The sequence below is a fragment of the Microbacterium oxydans genome (assembly GCF_006540085.1).
GTDB classification, from domain to species: domain Bacteria; phylum Actinomycetota; class Actinomycetes; order Actinomycetales; family Microbacteriaceae; genus Microbacterium; species Microbacterium oxydans.
Genome location: NZ_BJOG01000001.1, coordinates 1 through 18,983, shown reverse-complemented (window position 1 = coordinate 18,983; position 18,983 = coordinate 1). Strand labels below are relative to the sequence as shown.

General features: G+C 63.4%; 18 protein-coding genes and 1 pseudogene. 3 read left to right on the top strand and 16 right to left on the bottom strand.

Going from position 1 to position 18,983, the window contains the following annotated elements; translation table 11 throughout:
* Positions 1-249 precede the first annotated feature (249 nt).
* Positions 250-435 carry a hypothetical protein gene (locus MOX01_RS00095; protein WP_061015620.1) on the top strand — a complete coding sequence of 62 codons (186 nt, stop codon included), beginning with the start codon at positions 250-252 and terminating at the stop codon, positions 433-435.
* A 51-nt stretch (positions 436-486) separates the two neighbouring features.
* On the opposite strand, the gene MOX01_RS00090 is transcribed toward MOX01_RS00095, so the two are convergent.
* The 8 genes from MOX01_RS00090 to MOX01_RS00055 form a co-directional block, all read right to left on the bottom strand.
* Positions 487-933 carry a GNAT family N-acetyltransferase gene (locus MOX01_RS00090; RefSeq protein ID WP_141368008.1) on the bottom strand — a complete coding sequence of 149 codons (447 nt, stop codon included), beginning with the start codon at positions 931-933 and terminating at the stop codon, positions 487-489.
* Positions 934-1,052: 119 nt separating this feature from the next.
* A complete protein-coding gene (locus tag MOX01_RS00085; RefSeq protein WP_141368007.1) occupies positions 1,053-1,238 on the bottom strand; it encodes a hypothetical protein in 186 nt (61 codons plus the stop codon).
* Between the two features lie 145 nt (positions 1,239-1,383).
* A complete protein-coding gene (locus MOX01_RS00080) occupies positions 1,384-1,623 on the bottom strand; it encodes a hypothetical protein (RefSeq protein ID WP_141368006.1) in 240 nt (79 codons plus the stop codon).
* Positions 1,620-2,558, bottom strand: coding sequence for a hypothetical protein (locus MOX01_RS00075; protein ID WP_141368005.1), 939 nt, complete (start codon positions 2,556-2,558; stop codon positions 1,620-1,622). Before MOX01_RS00075 ends, MOX01_RS00080 begins: the two co-directional genes overlap by 4 nt.
* 232 nt (positions 2,559-2,790) lie before the next feature.
* Complete coding sequence (locus MOX01_RS00070) at positions 2,791-4,089, bottom strand: RNA polymerase sigma factor (protein ID WP_141368004.1); 1,299 nt, start codon at positions 4,087-4,089, stop codon at positions 2,791-2,793.
* A gap of 4 nt (positions 4,090-4,093) precedes the next feature.
* Positions 4,094-4,426, bottom strand: coding sequence for a YciI family protein (locus MOX01_RS00065; RefSeq protein WP_060921302.1), 333 nt, complete (start codon positions 4,424-4,426; stop codon positions 4,094-4,096).
* A 125-nt stretch (positions 4,427-4,551) separates the two neighbouring features.
* On the bottom strand, positions 4,552-4,980 hold the full coding sequence (locus MOX01_RS00060) for a phosphatase domain-containing protein (RefSeq protein WP_141368003.1): 429 nt from the start codon (positions 4,978-4,980) through the stop codon (positions 4,552-4,554).
* Between the two features lie 48 nt (positions 4,981-5,028).
* On the bottom strand, positions 5,029-5,535 hold the full coding sequence (locus MOX01_RS00055; RefSeq protein WP_141368002.1) for a DUF4188 domain-containing protein: 507 nt from the start codon (positions 5,533-5,535) through the stop codon (positions 5,029-5,031).
* Positions 5,536-5,605: 70 nt separating this feature from the next.
* Here MOX01_RS00055 and MOX01_RS00050 point away from each other — a divergent pair, with 70 nt between their 5' ends.
* The gene (locus MOX01_RS00050; RefSeq protein ID WP_141368001.1) at positions 5,606-6,226 is read left to right on the top strand and encodes a MerR family transcriptional regulator; all 621 of its coding nucleotides are present in this window, start codon (positions 5,606-5,608) and stop codon (positions 6,224-6,226) included.
* A gap of 80 nt (positions 6,227-6,306) precedes the next feature.
* Here MOX01_RS00050 and MOX01_RS00045 read toward each other — a convergent pair whose 3' ends face one another.
* From MOX01_RS00045 to MOX01_RS00010, 8 genes and pseudogenes are all read right to left on the bottom strand, one after another.
* Complete coding sequence (locus tag MOX01_RS00045) at positions 6,307-7,626, bottom strand: nucleotide-binding domain-containing protein (RefSeq protein ID WP_141368000.1); 1,320 nt, start codon at positions 7,624-7,626, stop codon at positions 6,307-6,309.
* On the bottom strand, positions 7,623-8,219 hold the full coding sequence (locus tag MOX01_RS00040; RefSeq protein ID WP_141367999.1) for an SLATT domain-containing protein: 597 nt from the start codon (positions 8,217-8,219) through the stop codon (positions 7,623-7,625). Before MOX01_RS00040 ends, MOX01_RS00045 begins: the two co-directional genes overlap by 4 nt.
* Before the next feature lie 146 nt (positions 8,220-8,365).
* A complete protein-coding gene (locus MOX01_RS00035; RefSeq protein WP_141367998.1) occupies positions 8,366-9,397 on the bottom strand; it encodes a DUF4238 domain-containing protein in 1,032 nt (343 codons plus the stop codon).
* A gap of 174 nt (positions 9,398-9,571) precedes the next feature.
* On the bottom strand, positions 9,572-10,486 hold the full coding sequence (locus MOX01_RS00030; RefSeq protein WP_141367997.1) for a restriction endonuclease: 915 nt from the start codon (positions 10,484-10,486) through the stop codon (positions 9,572-9,574).
* A 35-nt stretch (positions 10,487-10,521) separates the two neighbouring features.
* Complete coding sequence (locus MOX01_RS00025; RefSeq protein WP_141367996.1) at positions 10,522-15,393, bottom strand: DEAD/DEAH box helicase; 4,872 nt, start codon at positions 15,391-15,393, stop codon at positions 10,522-10,524.
* A 96-nt stretch (positions 15,394-15,489) separates the two neighbouring features.
* Positions 15,490-15,773, bottom strand: a pseudogene (locus tag MOX01_RS00020) (SulP family inorganic anion transporter); the annotation flags it as partial.
* A 110-nt stretch (positions 15,774-15,883) separates the two neighbouring features.
* Positions 15,884-17,014, bottom strand: coding sequence for a GTPase family protein (locus MOX01_RS00015; RefSeq protein ID WP_141367995.1), 1,131 nt, complete (start codon positions 17,012-17,014; stop codon positions 15,884-15,886).
* Between the two features lie 96 nt (positions 17,015-17,110).
* Positions 17,111-18,052 carry a G5 domain-containing protein gene (locus MOX01_RS00010; RefSeq protein ID WP_141367994.1) on the bottom strand — a complete coding sequence of 314 codons (942 nt, stop codon included), beginning with the start codon at positions 18,050-18,052 and terminating at the stop codon, positions 17,111-17,113.
* A 150-nt stretch (positions 18,053-18,202) separates the two neighbouring features.
* Here MOX01_RS00010 and MOX01_RS00005 point away from each other — a divergent pair, with 150 nt between their 5' ends.
* Positions 18,203-18,712: a hypothetical protein gene (locus MOX01_RS00005; RefSeq protein WP_141367993.1), complete on the top strand. Its 510-nt coding sequence runs from the start codon at positions 18,203-18,205 to the stop codon at positions 18,710-18,712.
* The last annotated feature ends 271 nt before the right edge of the window (positions 18,713-18,983 follow it).

Here is an 18,983-nt window from a genome sequence, read left to right as displayed (position 1 = left end):
GGGTCGGGGTTCTCGCGTGGTTCACCTGGTCGGGTGCCTCCGATCCCTCCTCTGGAGACGCTCTTCCTGCCTACCTCTTGGTCGGGCTGTTCGCGTTTCTCATTGGAGTGAACTTCACCACTCGACGCGAGCCTTCACGTCGTGCTCAGCAAAGGTAGCGATCTGGTGGCTGTGCGAGGAGACGCCGGAACGGACGTCTCCTGCGGTCCGGATGATCGGTCAAGGTCGGGGGTGAGTGAGGATGAGGATATGCGAGTCTGGATCGTGTTCAACGATGAGGAGCGAGACCTCGACATCTACGGCGTCTTCGACAACGCTGACGACGCGGAACGCTACGCCGAAGAGGCCAAGCATCTGGTTCCGAATGGGCTCAAGTATGCGGAGTACCCGGTGCCCTGGCGGTTGACCGACGGATCAACGACGACCGCGATCTGAGCCATGCGCGGAGGGCTGGAATCGTGGAGCTCTTGCGGAGTTGCGGCGTAACTAGTCCGTGGCAGGGGTGAACCGGAGCACGTTCGTCTCACGCCTGTGGAACCCGACAGACTCGTACAACCGCAGTGCGGATTCTCGGGATGGGCGGGATGTGAGGTCGAGCGTCCGGAGTCCGCGCTGTCGCGCGAGCTGCGTCATGTGCTCCAGGAGGAGCCGCGCGATGCCGCGCCCGCGTGCCGCCTCGTCGACCACGACGTCTTCGACATGGCCGCGCAGTCCGGTCAGGGATGGTGCGGTCACGAGAGTCGCGGTGCCGACGATGCGCCCAGAGTCACGTGCAACCAAGAGCTCCGTCGCCTCGTGTGCGATGACCGCTTCGGTTCGAGCGCGATCGAATGCTGCGGATGAGGAGAGCTGCACCAGGAGCGATGCGATTGCCTCGGCGTCCGCGTCCGTGAGTTCGCGCAGCGATTCGATGGTCAGGGGCGACTCGTCCATCTGGGTACCGTAGCCCGATTCGGGGCGGATCGCCGCGCCACGAACGGTGCGCGGGCAGGGGATGGCCCCGCCACCCTGACGGGTAGCGGGGCCGAACGAGCTGAGCTTTAGTCCCCTAGTCACTCTTTTCGGAAGAGAATGCTCCCGAAGCCGACGAGCATGAGACATGCGCCAAACAGGCCAGTCATAGCAGCAGGTGCGAGGTTCCCCGTCGTGTGCTCCGCGTCTGAGATGTAGCCCTCAGCAATCGCCATGACGATGGCGAGGATGATGACGCCGGCGCCGACGAATCCAATGCTGGCCATTGCTCGTCTCGTTCGTTGCTTCATAATCGCTCCTAGGGGTTGCATCCTGCGGCCAAGACGTCGCTGTACGTTACGTCAGGCCGCCGAGCGTCGAGTCGCTGGAGTGTGAGCGGCAGCCCGACAAGTCGGGCTGCCGCTCAGTGAATCACTCCTCCGGTGGAACGACATCTTCGTCACCACGCGCAGCTCGCCACCGCTTCATCATGTGGGCGTACCAAGTGGCGGCGAGGAGTCCTGTCGCAATGAAGAGCCAGGAGCCGATCTCGGGGAAGCGGACAGACAATACCGTGGACGCCACGATCAGCAAGCCCATGGCGACCGTCATCGTTAGCTGGCGGCCGGGTTCCGTGATCACGCCGAACCAGGTCCGAGGTTCGCTTCTCATCTACAGGGTCCTCCGCTGTACGTGTCGACCCACCACAGAACACCGGGGTAGATGTAAGGCTGTGTTGCCGTGACCTGCACACAGCGCTTCGGGCTCGAATTCTGGGCGACACTCGCGTTCCACCAGACCGAGCCGCCGGCCACGACACACACGGGCGCCATCACGCCGCAGCCTACTGAGGCGATGATGCCCGCCCCTCCTGACGCGATGGTCGCCGTTTCCGCTCGGTTGAATCGCAACCGGTATTGGAAGACGTTTGGCCGATCGAGCGTCGGATCGGCGACGATCGGGTAGGCATAGTTGCTGTCCTGATGGTCGACGAACTGAGTTAGCTGCGACCCGGACGCCTCGTAGTAGGTCGGAATCTCGACACCGTTGGCGTCCTTGGCCCAGGGGGCATCGATGTTGGCGATGATCTTCTCGGTCGCGGCCGCACCTCCCGTCGCCGGGTCTGTGGTGGATTCGACGACGTACGCGATTGCACTGCCGTCGTCTTGGATCTCGACAGTCGCGTCGGGTCCGAAGTCGTAGTCGAACCGATCAGCCTGGGCAGCGTTGTCGATGACGACACTGACACGGATCGATTCAGCCCCGGTCATCAGATTGATCGACGGCGTCGTCGCATCGCCCGCGTAGTTCAGCGATCCGTCACCGGCGACAGCAGCGTCGTCGAGCCCGGATGCGCCGGGCAGGGAGAAGGACATCGAGTCCGTGTCATCGGCGGAGGTTATGCGGACGCCCCGGGCGGGGTCCATCGCCAGGATCGCCTCGCCGCCACCGTCGAGAGTCGCCGTGGCTTCTGCTGGGCTCGTCTCGAGCTCTATGCCGCCGTTCATGAAGGGGGCTGCCTCCGTAACTACGGCAGCGATGTCATCGGCCTGGTCACTACCGCTGCCTGTGTCTGCGATGGCAGCGGAGGCTGCTGTGAACGACATGGCGCTGATAGCAGCGAGAGCGACTAGTGCGGTGGTTCGATGATGTCTCACGAGGAGTCCTCCTGGATGTCAGAATTGACCCGCCTGTCCCATGGAAGAACACATATGAGGACAAAAGCAATATTCTTGAGAGGGCGTCGCGCAACCTCGTTGCCGACTTCTCGTCATCGGTGCCGCGACGGAGAGCCATCGCTGTGGCGATCAAAGCCCTCAAGGAGCCGGAGGGCGCAGGTCAGGTCGATGCCGAGGCGATGTCGTCAGCGTGCTGGGTGTATGACCGTCGCTCGCGTTCCGTCGGGGCGGCGCGTGCGGCATCGCGAAAGGCAGACCTCGCTTCTTCGACGCGCCTGAGGCGCTGCAGGAGATCTCCCCGAACCGCCGAGTAGAGGTGGTGTCCTCCCAGTGAGCTCTCGAGCGCCTCCGTCAGCGCGAGGGCTTCGGCCGGTCGCCCCGCGTTCGCCACGGCGACCGCACGGTTCAGGCGGACGAACGGCGATGCATCCACCTGCTCCAGCACCCCGTAGATATCGGCGATGCGGGCGTGGTCGATCTCCGTCCCCGGGCTGGGGCGGACGTACTCGGCCGCGACGGTGGCGCGGATGAGGTGGCGTCCGCCGTGGATGCCCGCCCGTGCCGCCTCCTCGACGGCGTCATCGAGAAGCCGTAGCCCCTCCTCGATCTCGGAGACATCCCACAGCTCGCGATCCTGTTCGTCGAACGGCACGGACAGGCCGTCGGGCGTCGTGCGTGCCGCGCGGCGGGAGTGCTGAAGGAGCAGGAGGGCGAGAAGACCCGTGAACTCGAGTCGAGCCGGGGAATCCGAGGGGAGCAGCTGCCGGCACAGCCGAGCAAGTCGAATGGCCTCGGCGCCGGGATCGGGCTGGAGTGTCGGATCGGAGTAGCCGATGGTGAACAGGGCGGACAGGACCTCGCAGACGCTGGCACTTCGACTGTCGAGCTGCGCGGCATCTGGAACCCGGTACGGGATGTTCGCGTGCGCGATCTTGGCCCGCGCCCGCACGAGCCTCTTCTCCATCGCCGCGGGTGCGACCGCGAAGATCCCGGCGAGCTGTTCGATCGACACGTTCAGGACGGTGCGGAGCGTCAACGCCGCGCGGGCTTCCAAGGTCAGCGCGGGATGGCAGGCGGTGAAGATCAGCTTCAGCCTCTCGTCCCCGTGCGGGAACGCGTCGTGGTCGTAGGCTTCCTGGGCGATGTCGGTGCTTTCGTGCGGCTCGTGCTCGAGACGAGCCACCGCCCGGCGCTCGGCGTCAGCGTGACGGACGCGGTCGATCGCGCGGCGGCGGGCGACGGTCGTGACCCAGGCGGCGGGGTTCGCCGGAACCCCGTCGCCTGGCCACCGCTCGACCGCTCGCGCCAGAGCGTCCTGCACGGCGTCTTCGGCAAGGGTCCAGTCGTGGACTGTGCCGATCACGCTCGCGACAACACCGCCGTACTCGATCGATGCCACGTGCCGTACGGCGGCCATGGCATCCGGAAGCGTGCCCGCCGGCTCCTCCGGTGTGGTCACATCGTCACCCGAGCGGCCACACGGGGCGCACTTCGACCAGGCCGAACCGAGCCATCGGGTGTGCAGCGGCGATCTCGATCGCGGCGTCGAGGTCGTCGGCGTCGATCACGTCGAACCCGGCGATCCATTCGCGGCTCTCGGTGAACGGTCCGTCGGCCACGATCCGCTCGCCGGCTCGGACGCGCACGGTCGTGGCGTCTTCGACAGGCCGCAGACGGTCGCCCAAGACGTAGGAGCCGCTGTCCTGCAGCGACGCCACCCACTCCCCGGCGTTGTCTTCGGCCTCGACATAAGGCTCGGCGGTCGGGTCGGTGCAGATGAAAAGTACGTAGCGCATGTGTGTTCTCCTCCAGGTCTTTCTGCATCTACTTACCCAGACGACGGACGACCACCAGCCCGCAGGACGCAGATCCGGAAAAAGGATGGACCGCACCGAGGTCGCTGAACGCGGACGGGTGCGCCTCAGAAGTCCCCTTCGGCCACATGGAAGCAGACCAGCCCGCGAGACCGCCACATCTCGACCACGCTGCGGCGGTCGTCGACGACGCCGATGACGGAGAAGTGCGGTTCGATGTGGGCGTCGTAGATCTCGGCCTTGACGATGTTGTCTGCGCGCTGGTCGCCGGTGCGGCGGAGCAGCAGGTGGTCGAACGGGATCTCGTTGAACGTCAGCCAGGCTTCGGTGGCGCGACGGGCTGTCTCGTCGCGGCCCGAGACCACGATGAGCGCGTCGACGTCGGGGTGTGCGGCGAAGGCTTGGGCGGCGACCACGACAGGGTGGTTCGGGGTGTCGATCGACACGTTGCGCATGTCGTACGGGGAACGGTCGCCGATGAGGGCGAGGGTGCCGTCGACGTCGAAGATCCAGGCGCGGGGGCGATCGGTGGGCATGGTGTGAGGGTAGTGGGTTCCGCGGTGCGACCGGTCGCTAGGGGAGGGTTACTGCGCAGGCTCGGAGGTCGGCGCTCCCGTCCGCCCATCCGCGAACCGTGCCTGCGCTCGGTCGTGACGCTTGCCGACGGGCACGAGTTCCGTGGCCTTGGGCAGCCCCATCGGCTTCGTCGAGACGTACACGCTCTCGGCGGTGTCGACGCGGAAGGTCTCGTGCCAGATGCCGACCGCTCCCGGAGCCTTGCGGGCTGCGCGGTTGAAGGCGGTCCAGGCGGGACGGTGCTGCTGGTTCGGGCTGGACGCGTAGGTGTAGAGCTTGTCGACGGATGACCAGTACTGCACGACGTAGGGTCCGCCCGAGCCGAAGAGCAGGTGGTAGCCGAGCATGCCCGAGTCGGGGTCGGTGCTGAGTTCGCGCAGCATCCCCGGCATGGCGAAGAACGCCGGCATCCACAGGTCGGGGCGCCACCAGCGGTTGATCTGCATCCCGATGTGGAACACGACGAGCTCGCCGTCGTGGCGGTGGGTCATGCGGCCCGTGATGACTTTCGACATGATGACTCCTTGTTTGGATAGTGTCACTATCCATAATGGATAGCGCTACTATCGATGTCAAGAGGTGGCCATGAGAATTTCCGAACTGTCAGCCCAGACCGGCGTGACCGTGCCGACGATCAAGTACTACCTGCGCGAGGGGCTGCTGCCCGAGGGTGAGCGGTCGTCTGCGACGCAGGCCGCGTACGGCGAGAAGCACGTGGAGCGGCTGCGGGTGATCCGGGCGCTGCTCGACGCGGGGGTGAGCATCGCCGAGACGCGGCGGGTGCTGGGGGCGCTGGATGATCCGCCGGCGAGTGCGCACGAGCTGCTGGGGGCGGCACATGCGGCGATCACTCCGCCGGCGGATGAGTCGCTGGACCTGACGGACGCGGAGGCTCTTGTCGCGCGGCTCGGGTGGAAGCCGGGGATGTGCGACGAGGCGGTGCTGCACGCGGTCGCGCGGGCGCTGCAGGGGTTGGAGCGCGTCGGGTTCACCGTGCCGGATGCGGCGATGGCGGAGTACCTCGCAAGTGCGCGGCGGATTGCGGAAGCGGAGATCGCGGGGGTGCCGGAGGAGTCTGCGGAAGCTGCGGTGCGGTACGTGGTGCTGGGGTCGGTGCTGGTGGAGCCGTTGTTGTTGGCGTTGCGGCGGGTGGCGCAGCAGGTGAAGTCGGGGGAGCGGTTCTTTTTTTTTGCGGGGGAGGACTAGTGTATGAACGCGGTCGCTAGACGCGCGTCGGAGCTGCCGGCCGACGTCGTCGCCTCATTTTCGGCGCGCTGCTGGTCGCTCTATCCGGCGGTCGCCGTCCTGACGGCTGTGTTACTGATCGGTACGTCGATCCGATCGCGGGCGACGACAATCCCATGTTTGACGACGTAGCACTCAACCACGTGCTCGCCCTTGAATTCTGAGTGTTCAGTGCGGGCACCGGGACTACTCGAATCAACGATCTGGCCACGGATCATGTTTCGACGTTCGGCCTCTGCGCCGCGGTTGAGCACCTTCCATTTCAGTTCGTACGGCTCAGCCGCCGTGCAGCTGACGACTCGGAACGTCAAGCTCTTGTCGGCCCTGAGTAGCGCACCCGTGCGAAGCATCTCCCGTAGCCTGGTGGGCCTCCAGCCGTCCTGCGTCACCTCGCAGTCGATGGTGACCGTCTCGGTGATGTCGACGGGGTACTTGCTTTCGATGAACTGCTCGGTGTCTCTGAAGGACTGCGACAGGTTACTGGTGCTCGCGGTCAGCGGGATGGACGTACCGAAGACCTCCCGCCACTTCTTGTTCGCGGACGACTTGCCCGCGTCATCGATTGCTTCGAGGCAGCGGTTGTAGGCCTTCTTGGCCTTGGGCTGAAATCGCGCCTTCACCTTCACTCGCTGGTTGCTGCCGAGCGCCAGGTAATAGTCCTTGTCCGGCTCTTCTTTGAGGAACTCGAAGAAGTCTCGCGCCATCAGATCGAACGTGTCAGTGCTTGCCGAGTCGTAATCGGTGGTCTGCGAGAAGAAGCGATGCACGAGGGTGTCGATGAGCAGCCCACCCATGTTGACGCCGTTTTGGTTCTTCCACGCCCTTGCCATCCGGGCGAGGTGCCGCATGTTCTTCGAGGTGCGATCATTGCACTCTTTGGTGGCGGCGATCTCCTCGCGAGGTTTGGTGGTCTTCCATCCTTCAGCCTTCGTGTCGGGGTAGTCGAAGGTGCCGTCCTCGTTCTCGAACGCGGGTTGGACCTCGAACTTGAAAGCGTTGGAAGTGAACTGCACCCGCACCACGCACTGATCGACGCGGATGTCTGTGTTGGGGTACCGCGACTTCAGGTCATCGCGGACGCGTTCGAGTATCCGTCTCGGCCCGGTGTCTCCGTCGTAGCTCGACCGAATCCCAGGCGGCAGGATGAAGATCATGTCGAGGTCGGAGACGCCCTTGATAGCAGTGTGCCGGCCGAACGATCCGACCATGAGCTTGTAGTCCGTGCAACCGTCCTTGGAGCGGAAGTCTTTGTTCAGCGCCTTCGTGATCTCGTCCCGGCGTGATGCGATGATGCCGGCCTGCTCACCGACCTTGAGGTTCTCGAGTAACGCGTCGAAGATCTCTGAAGTCTCCACGGTCATGCCTCCGGTTCTTCGAGACGGAGAGCTTCGGGGAGCAATAGGTCGATCTCGCGTGGCGTGAAGGTCATCTCTTCGTTGTTCTTCAGCCCATCCTGAGCGCGCGCGAAGGCCTTCGAGCTTGTCCTCGGTGCGACTGCGTACGCTTCGTGAGTGGACTCCTGGAGCTCGTCACGGCGCTCTCGGCCCTCGGCGTCGGAGACCGTTCCGGACATGAGGTCAGTGATTAGCGAGATGTACGACTCACGGACATCCCAAAGCTTCGAAGCGATTCCGCGATGCGCATCCGACTCATCCGCAAATCTGAAGGTCTTCGCGCCCAGGCTGCTCCAGGTAACCAGCAGGGCGATGGAGGAAGTCGCGAGGCTCGTCAGGACGGGGTCACCGAGAAGACCGACCACAGCAACGAGGAACGTGCCGGAGCTGACAGCTGTCAGACCGATGAGAAAGCCCTGCTGCCAGCGGTGCTTGGTGAAGCAGAGGTCGGCCTGCTTCTCATGAGTCTTGTGGCTGTACACCACTCGTCCAAACGACTCGCGCACCTGCGCGAGCAGGAACGGATCCCCGGCAGGTGAACCCACAACTTCGCTCGCCATTGCTCTCCGATCACTTCTACTCAGGCCAGTTTTCTCACATTGGGCGTTGCGGCGCGCGCCTTAGCGAACCAAGCTTCCGATCGCCGTATACCTCGAGTATGGTCAGGGGCACCGACATTCGAGGCGGTGCAGAGGCCTGGCGAATGTCACGGCTCGTCGTTGGTATCCCCTCGCGGCACACGCGGGAGAATGTACGGTTCGCCTGTGAACTCCTTCGGCACCCCTTGTAACGACATCGTCACCGGTGACGGCCCGCGCAGATTGGACGGGACGAACCGGGCATCGTCGGGATGGTGGAACAGGCGCATGCTGGCGCTGGCGGCGGTGTGCTCGTTGAAGAGCTTCTCCATGGCAGTGTTACCGGTCTGCCTGAAATCGAAGCGTCCCGCGCGAGTGTCTTCCACTGGAACACCGTTGTCGATGAGATACGTCGGGTCGTTCATCAGCAGCCCCAGCTTCCGGGTGAGCGGGAACGTGATACCCCACGCCGTGAGTATGCCAACGCCCGTCCAACACTGATCATTGTCGGTCTGACGAATCAGGCCGACCGGAACGTCGGAGAGGATGAGCGACCGCTTGTCGAAGGACATCAGCGTCCACGGACGACCGGACATGTACTTGTGTAGAGAGTCCGCCAGTTCGAGGGTCTGTTCGATATGCGCGGCCTGCGAGATGTGGATGGGCGGACCATCAGGTTGCATCGCGTCGTCCCACAACTTCGCGGCCGTCGCATCGTCCACGTCAAGACCCAGGTTCTTCTTAACCCAGCCCTTCATGCCGGCGCGACCGCCGTAGCCGATTTCCATGCGGGTGACTTGGCGAGCGAAATTCTCCATATTGCGTTTCTGCTCAGGGCCACGGGCAATCTGGAGTGCCACGTAGTAGGCGAGCTTGCCGCGCTCATCTTCGCCCAGAGGCCAGGTACCGGAGCCGATGTCCGCGAAGATGCTCGCCACGTCGCCCTCTAACTGCGAGAGCGCCTTCTCGAAGATGTCCGCACCGTCCTGGTGATCCGGCAAGGAGTACAGATGGTTCTCGGCAGCGGCCTTGCGAACGGGCTGGCGGTATGAACGGTCACCGGGTAGCTCAACCGTGGTGATGGTCTCGCCGTCAGCGAATCCTCGAAGGTGGAACTGCGGCAGGTAGTGATGCCGCTTCGCGGCAGGCGTCGTCCCCATGACCCGACGATATCGCCACGCAGCTCATGGGTCCCCACAGCGACCGGCAATGCGGTGGTGTACTGAGAAACCCGATGCCGCGTCCCATCACTTTGCTCCGTCTTTCACACAACGATTCGCGTAGCGACGGGTGGGTGGCGAGATCTCACCGCGCACGAGGCGAGGAGTCGGTGGTCAGCTGAAGTAGTCCTCGTCGACCTCGACGGCGCTGAAGTGCTTCTCCTCCTGAACACCGACGCGGTACGCGATCATGAGCTCTACGAGCCGGGAGCCGTCGATCAGGATGATCCGCGAGGGCACCTTGTTCGCGTACTCGATTGCACCACTAGTGAAAGCGCTGGTTGTGAGGAACACCCCGCGAGAAGCCCCGAAACCGTGCAACGCACCGACGAACGCCTGGATCGCCTCGCGCCCGACACTGTTGCCTTCTTTGTAGCGCTTGGCCTGGATGTAGACCTGATCAATGCCGAGCGCGTCTTGGTCGATGAGCCCGTCGACCCCCTCATCATTGGGGCCGCCGATGCGCTTGCCCCGCTGGGCCGCACCGCCGTATCCCATCTTTAGCAGCAGATCGACGACCGCTTGCTCGAAGAAATCTGGATGGCTGTCGCGCAACCGGTCGAGGAGCTCGCCACCGACGCGCGCCTCGATGCGAGCGATCGCGTCCTCGATCACCTCCACAGGGTCAGAGACCTCGTCCGATTCTGGTGACGTGGTCGCGTGCGTCGAGTCGACCTTCGTCTTATCTGGCCAGAACGGTGCGAACACCACCTTAGCCAGGCCATAATCGAATCCGTCGGGGTACTGAGCCAGAGCAGCTCGACCGGCGTCGGTGATCAGATATCGCCCGCGTTCAGGTCGGTCAACCCACTGCGCCTTGTTCAGGTTGCTCAGCACCCAGCCCATGCGCTGCTTGAAGCGGGTACCCCCGGACTTTAGAGTCTCGGCGCGCGCCACGTCTCCCACGTTCGCATATTCCGCGACGGCATCGAAGACCTCGCGACGATGACGGCTCTGCCCATCCGAGAGAATCTGCAACGTAGGGACGACGAGCGTCGGCCAGCTGGGAACGAGTGATTCTTCAGACATACGGTTCTCCCTTGAGCTTCGCGGCCTGCGCCGCCTCAGATTCCGAGGTCGGGCAGACCGTCGACGATCTTCATCGTGTCGAGGCTCATCCGGGTGATGCGGCCAATGAGGTCGATGATGTATCTAGGCTGCTCGTGCTCGCGTGACCAGTCGTTGGGATCGTTGACGATGCCGGAGGGTTTATCGGTCTTAACCTGGTAACGCTCGATGATCCAGTCGAGCGCCGACCGACTACCGAGCATGTAGCGCTGGGCGTCTTCAGGGATGCCGTCGATGTCGATGAACGCGTTGTAAGCGATGCGGGTCTTGTCCCACGCACCGGCCTTTCCGGCATACTTCATTTTTTGGACCGCGAACCGCTCGAACTCATCCTCCGGTGCGCCCAGGCGAATGGACTCGGTGAGCGGATACGGCTCTACCGTTTCATACCCGATGTGCAGCTCCGACAGCGTCCGCCCAGCGTCGACGAACGCCTCGAACCGATCCCGACCCGGCACCATCGGGATGCGTGGCAGCTGTTTCTTCAGGTCGACGGCGTAGCGGTCGCGGTACTCGGGTGAGTGCAGCAGCCCGTAGACATAGAAGAAGATGTCATCCTTCGTGACCTGAACACCGTACTCGTGCTGGTACTCGCCGAGTGCCCAGTCGGTGATGTTGTCGCGGCGTTCCGGCTCAGCGAGGAGCTGATTGGCGTCGGGCCGGGAGAAGGAATAGCGGGCAAATACTTGCCCGGAGTCAAGCAGATGAAGGTCGGGGATGTTGCGATTCATCAGCGCAGCGAAGTCAGGAAAGTGCGTAGAGGGGGACGTGAGGTAGATCGAGAGAGTGACGTCGGTCCTTTCCGGAAAGTAACGCTCGATCGCTGCGGGCCGCTCGAGGATCTGAGAGTGCACGAACACGTATTGGCGATTGAAAGGGCGATAGTCAGCGATCCGGATGCTCCCCAAACTGGGATCAATCGCCTGCCCCTGCAAGAGTCTATTCTTGAGGCCAACTGACCAGCTGATCTTGCGCTTGTCACTTGTGATCATACGTTCAAGCGGCTCAGCGTTATCGGAATCGACCCATGCAAGTTGTTCAGCGTTGAAAACTCCAATGAATTCATCGGCTCGGGCGGCAAGTTCGCGTGAATTCGCCCCGTACACCCAAGCGTCCCTGCTTGTAGCGACCCCCGTGCCGAAACGTTCGAATAGTTTCTCCTCGGTCTTGTCGCGACTCCCGATGGTGGGATAGGCGTCGTAGCTCGGATCACGCTGGTTAATCCAGTCACCCTCGACATTCGGGGTGATCGTCTGCCAGTCGAGTGTGCCGATGGATGCGCCGTCGACCGTGGTGAGTTTCTCGTCACGGGTGAGGTAGTCGCCTATGTCCTTGTAATGCAGAGTGCTGTCGGTGACCGTTCCGGGGCGCTTGATGAGCAACAGGATCGCGACGGTGTTCCGCGATCCCGAATCGAAGATCTTGCCGCCTTCTTTGCGACTCTGTTCACCCGCAGTGCGTTGGTTACCACGGAGGTTGTAGACATAGATGTCGTGGAACTCGCGGCTGAGGGTCTTGCGAAGCCCATCCGCCGAATTCGAATCGATGTAGCCACCGTTCGAGACGTATCCGATGATGCCACCCTGGTCGGATCTCAGCACGCGGTTGGAAGCCCAGCGAATAGCTCTGACGTAGGAGTCGTAGAGATTCCTCTTCAATGACGCGACCGATCGCTCCGCGTAGGTCTCTTCGATTGCGCGATCTAAGGTCGGGTATTTCAGATTAGCGTTGTTGTCGTTGCCGCTGGTCTGTCCGACCGAGTAGGGCGGGTTGCCGACGATTACGCGGATGTCGAGCGCGTTCTGTTCGACGACGCGGTCGCTGTTCGAGGTAAACATGCGCTCGTCGAGCGCGTCGCCGTCTTCGGTCATCTGGAACGTGTCGGTGAGCACGATCCCGCCGAACGACTCATAACCGACAGCATCCGCATCCTCGTCGCACTCACGTGCCTGATCCTGCTGGAGGGCGTGGAAGGTCGCTTCGATGTTGATCGCGGCGATGTAGTACGCCATGAGTAGGATCTCGTTTGCGTGCAGCTCCTTCGTGTACTTGCGCAGCAGATCTGCCTGGTCGATCAGCCCGGACTGCAACAACCGCACGATGAATGTGCCGGTGCCGGTGAAGGGGTCGAGCACGTGTACACCCTCGTCGCTGATGCTCGCGCCGAAGTGCTCGCCAAGAGCATCATTGACGGCACGCAGGATGAAGTCGACGACTTCCATAGGTGTGTAGACGATGCCGAGGCTCTCGGCGACGCGCGGGAAGGCGAGCTTGAAAAACCGCTCATAGAGCTCGGTGATGATCTTCTGTTTGCCCGCCGCGCTCGTAATGCCCTCCGCGCGTACCCGGACCGAGCGGTAGAAGTTCTCGAGCTGTGCCGTCTCGGAGTCGAGATTGTACCCATCGAGCACGGTGAGCATGCCGTCCATCACCTGGGAAACCGGGTTGTGCTCGCTGAACGCATAGTCCTCAAACAGCGCATCAAACACCGGCTTGGTGATGAGGTGCTGCACGAGCATGTCGACGGCGTCACGGCTGGTGATGCCGTCATTGAGGTTCGCCTGCAGCGCTTCGTGGAAGCCGGCGAACTCAGTCTGCGCCTCGGACACGGTGTCGAGGATCGTCTGGATGCGAGTAACCTGCCGGTCGGCGATGTCTTTGACGTCGCCGGCCCAGTCTTCCCAGTACCGGCGGTCGCCGACCTTCTTCACCATCCGGGCAAAGATTGCGTCTTGCCACTCGGCGGCGTTCGCCATTGAGAACAGGGCTGCGCTCGCGTCAGCATCGGATGATGCCGTACCGGGGTCGCGGTCGCTGCCGGCTCCGCCGATGCCGATGACATCGATCCGGTTATTGGCTTTCTTGTCGAGGTCGATCTTGTTGATCATCGCCTCAAAGCGGTCATCGTGCGCACGCAGGGCCTGAAGCACGTCCCAGACGACCTTGTACTTCTTGTTGTCGTTCAGTGCTGTCCCGGGGTCGTGCGATGCAGGCACCGCGATCGGCAGGATGATGTACCCATACTCTTTGCCCTCAGCGCGGCGCATCACCCGACCAACAGCCTGGACCACATCGACCTGCGAGTTGCGGGGGTTCAGAAAGAGCACGGCGTCGAGACTCGGAACGTCCACGCCCTCAGTTAGGCATTTCGCGTTCGTGAGAATGCGGCATTCATCCGCCGCCTCTCCCGCCTGCAACCAATCCAACCTGGCCGAGCGTTCTAGTACGTTGAACGTGCCGTCGACGTGTTTGGCCTGCAACTCGAGAGCGGAGTCGCCATTGCGGGCGTTCATGAGCAGTTCGCGTCCGATGACGTTCATCTGGTTCGCGATTGCCTTGGACTCCTTGATGTTCCGCGCGAACGCGACCGCGCGCTGCATCGGCGCGTCATCCGTGATCGAGAGGCGCTCGCCATTCACACCGCGCTTTGAGAGCCCGTTCCAGCACCCGACGATGCGGGCGACGTCATCGAGGTTCATGTCGCCCTCGCGTGCGAGGAGGTCTTGGAAGCTAGTCGCGACAGATTCTTCATCGACGGCGAGGATGAGCACCTTGTAGTCAGAGAGGTGTCCCATCTCGACGGCGCGCCCGAAACCGAGGTGATGGAATTCCGGGCCGAAGGTGTGCTCGTCATCCATCGAGTAGGTGACGACGCCGTCCTTCGCAGCCTTCGCCTTCGAGTCCTCGACGTACACGCGTGGGGTGGCCGTCATGTACAGGCGCTTCTTCGCCGCGAGGAACTCGGTGTTATGCACGCGGACGAACGCGCTGTCGTCACTACCGGGCTGAGAGATGCCGGTAGTGCGATGCGCCTCGTCACAGATCACCAGGTCGAACTCTGGAAGGCCTAGCTGCTGTGCCTTATGGATCACATCGATCGACTGGTAAGTGGAGAATACGACCGAGATCGTGTTCTCGCCTGTGGAGATCTGGAAACGATGGAACAGCTTCGCCGGGTCGGTTGTCGCGGGGAACCCAAGATCGTGCGCGGAGACGTCCTCGTTCTCCTTACGCCCCACCGAGGAATCCGAACACACAGCGAACGGCCGGATCGGCACATCGGCCTGCGCAGTCCATTCGTTTAGTGTCTGCTGCAGCAGCGCGATCGATGGCACGAGGAACAGCACCGAGCCATCAACGGGCACGTACTCCTCCACGAGCTTCAGCGACGTGAACGTCTTGCCCGTACCGCACGCCATAATCAGCTTGCCGCGATCGTGCGTCTCGAACCCGGCGATCACATCGTCGATCGCCTCGCGCTGATACTTGCGTGGAGCCTTACCCGGCCCCTTGTACAGAACCTCTGGTGTGCGCGGGTCGAACAGTGACCAATCGATCCGGGAATCGGCAAGGTTGTTCAGATCGACCCGCTGCACAGGTTTGGACTGATCATTCAGCGCCGCCTCAGCGTGCTTCGACCAGTTCCGTGCCGTCGTGACGATCATCCCGCTCGTGAACGGAGCCTTGCCCAGCTCGGTGAAAAACGAATCGATCTCCTGCTTCGGGAGCGACCGGGCCGGATCGTAGAACTTCGCTTGAATGGCGGTGAGCTCGCCGGTGTACCGATCCTGCGCGACCAGATCGATACCCGTATCTGGTCGTCCGGCACGACCCGGCCACTCCTGCCACATCCACACATCCGAGAACAGGTCGACATACTTCGGCTCGGTCTGCAAGTAGCTTTTGAGGAACCGCTCGAACTTCGAGCCCTTGTCTCGCTCGTTCATCGCCGAGCGGTACATGTCATCCAACAGGTCCCAGAGTGTCACCTGCGGATTCGTCGGCCTCAGCGAACGCCGCAGCAGCCCCGACGTCCCCTCGCTGTCGGGCGTCGTTGCATCCGGCGTCGATGTAAAAGAGACAGACATACGCCTATGCTCTCGCATACTCGACTCCGCATGTTGAGACGGATCGACGCGTGTCTGCTCTTGATGCGTCGTCGCGAGCTATGAGCCGCAAGATCGGCTCGACGGACGCACGCTGTGCCAGCAGTCGAAAGCCCCTATCCCTGCCAAGATCATCATGGCCACCAGCGCCGCCATGGGGATCGTCCCGACGGAGTCCCTGAACACCACGACCAGCAAGAACAGAAGATCCCGGTGCAGAACGTCGAGATACGGGTCTGCGCTCCGGAGGCCTTCCCGTTGATCATTGTCTGACCGATCACCGCGCACTCGCCCATGGCGCCGAAGATCCCGGAGCGCACGTTCGCCACGCCCTGTTCCCACGATTCGCGCGTCTTATTTGATTGGTGTCGGTGGGAAAGGCGCCTCGATAGTGACGGATAAGCCCCAGCGCAGAACGATCGAGCGCCAGATCTACCCCGGGTAGATCACGCCGAAAGCGGCCGAGCTCCGTTCAGCCCCGCCCGCCGCTCACCTTCTTGAACCACACGCCGACCTGCGTCTGGAACAGCTCGCGCACCAGTTTGCTGTCCAGCGCACCGTCGACGCCGCGCAGTCGACCCTGCGTGAGCTCTCCGCAGACGACAGCCCACGCGTAGCCGATCGCCAGGGTGAAGGTGCTGGCGACGGTGCCCGAGATCACGCCGCCCACCACTGTTCCCGCTCCAGGGATGAACTTCAGGAGTCCTGCGACGGCGCTTCGTCCCGCGGCAGAGACGGCGACTGTCGCTGCGGTCGCCGCGATCGTGGCGGTCTCGACCCTGACGCCGTAGATCGCCGCGACCCTCGCCATCATCCCGAGCTGAATGGGGACGAGCACCCCTGCGTCCGCGACGGGGATCGGGATCGCTCCGACGGTCAACGCCGCCGTGGCAGCCGCGCGGACAACTGTTTGAGCTTGCTTGCGCTTTCTTGCCAGATCGACCTTCTGGGCGGCTGCGAACGCTGCTTCAACACCCTCGGGAGCTGCGCGAAACGTGGCATCGACGAGCTCCGTGAGCCCGTGCTGAACCTGGCCCGTGAACTCGTCCGCCGTCGACATCACCAGGATCGGGCGGCCGCCCACGATCGGCAGGTCGAGCCCCGCGATGTGGTCAGCCAGGGTCAGAGCGTCGGCGTGGTACTCGCCGTTCCGCGACGGCACCTGCGTCAGGACGGCGACGACGGGCAGGCCGAGCTCGTGCAGGCGACGGATGAACTCCGCCTCGGTGTCCTCGAACCGCCGGTCCGTCGCCCGGACGCAGTACCAGGCGACATGGATCTGCTCGGAGAGCGGCCGCTGGCGCATCTTCTTCAAGTAGTCGCCGAGTTCGCGGATCAGCTCATCGGTGTCCTTGCCGATCTCGAGGCCACGAGTGTCGAGCAGGCCGAGGAAGCCGGAACGATGGATGTAGAGATGCTCGTCCATCGTGACGGGCTCGCCGACGCCGGTGGGAGCGACCTCCTCGCCGAAGATCGCGTTGATCAGCGTCGACTTTCCGACACCTGTCTTGCCGAAGATGGCGAGGTTGAAGCGGCCGATCTCGTCCGCCTGCTCTTTCCACTGGCTGCGGAACTCGTCTTCAGAGAAGGTCTCACCCGTCATTGCGCACTCTCTCTGAGGCCGTAGCCTCGGTCCCTGAGGCGTCGCGCCCCCAATGCTGACGACTAGCGTATCGACGGCTGGTGGCTCGGCCCCGTCTCAGTCGCAGGCGATCCCGTCACCGTCGCGGTCGAGGTCGTACACATCCGGCCCGACGACCTGCAGCGGCCCGCGGACATATGCCGGTCCGTTTCCGCTCCCGCCCGCGCAGTCCACGTCCGACGCGATCGGCACGCACACTCCGGCATAGCTCGAGTGGCATTCGGCCGCAGGCTGCACCAGAGGCACCGGTGCCGGCGCAGGCTGTCGCGTTCCGTTCGACGTCACCTCGTTCACCGGCGCAACGGTGACGACTTCGCCGATGACTTCGCGCGACACTTCCACACCATCGACGTAGGTCACGCGGTACGTGGTGACCTTGGTTCCGTCGACACCGGCTGTCGTGATGGCGGTCTGTCCGACGTCGAGCTGCGGATCGTCGGCCGTCGTCCGCTCGAAAGGAACGACCGTCGACTCTTCGACCTCCTCGAAGGTGGTGGGCTTGGGAGAGGGGGTCGGCTTCTCTGTCTGCGCGGAGGCGAACGGCTTGGCATCCGACGACGACCCCGAGCTCGTGGTGTCGGAACCCGGTCCGCCGAGGGCGGCGTTCGCTCCAGACCCCGCGAACATCAGAACGAACGCGATCCCCAGAGCTGCCCAAGCCGCCCCGCGCGAGCGCACGCGAAAGAGCTTCGCCGAGCCACGCACGATCCCGTAGATGGCGACGAAGAAGAGGACCAGCCCGGCGAGCACCATGATCACACCCAGGCTGCGGGTGAGTAGGAGGATTGCGAGCACCACCGCTCCCACGATGAGGACGACCTTCATCCGAGAGGACTTCACCTGGGCGGGAGCGGCATCGACGGGGGTCACGGCGACAGCCACATTCGGTGCTTGCCCCAGGGGCGCGGTGTGCATCGTCCACTGGGTGCCGTCCCACCAGCGCTGCTGCTGTGCGGGGTGCTCGGGGTCGGCGTACCAACCTTGAGGTGCTGCGGGCATCGTTGCCGTCCTTCTGCTCAGGCTCTGGCCGAACACTACCGATATTCCAGCGAGCAAGGGAGAGTCCTGTCTCGGGGGCCAGCAGACGCACCCTTCCCTCTCTCCACTGCCTGCGCCATCATGAGACGACCAGCCACCCAGGAGGCCCTCTTGTCGCTCGCACCGACCACTCCGGAAACCGTCGCCGGCTCGAGCCTCCCCGGCGTCGCGATCATCGCGGAGATCCGACGCGTCCTGATCACGACCCTGGTCGCCGTCTTCGTGTACTCCTCACTCATGGTCGCCAGCCGGAGCTACTGCCCCGGCGGCGTCGACGGGAGCGGCGGCTTCATCGGTGCGTCAGGACAGCCGACCGACCAAGCGCCCGTTTGCATCGACCTGACGCTCCGGCCCAGCCCTCTGGTCTACATCGGCATCGCTGCGATCGTCCTGATCACTCTCGGACGCGTGATGAAGGCGAGCGACGAACGGGCAGCCCTCAGGGCACTGAACCGCGCGGCCATCGGAATCGCGGCACTCGTGGCCGTCGCGATCGTCGTCTCCCTCGTCTGGTTCTTCCTGATCCCCATGGAGGGATTCACCTCCGACTCATGGACGGTCTTCAGCCCGTTCCCCTTCGGAAACATCGACGTCACGACTACGCCAATGACCGTCGAGTGACCCGCGAGGAGAGCAGGGAGGAGAAGCGGATCTGTGGCGCAGGTGCGCGACACGCCCGGCGGTCAGCCCTGATTTGCCCGATCCCCGGGATCCGCGTAACTTATTACTTGTTCGCCCCAAACGGTTGAGCGGAGGTCCTCGGACCGGCTCCCGTCAAGCAGCTAACACCTCCCGAATCCCAGACACTCACTGAGTGAACAGGACGAAGGTGCTGATCCGTTCCCACGGTCAGGCCGAAGAAATTCGGACTTGACAACGGAAACGAGATCGG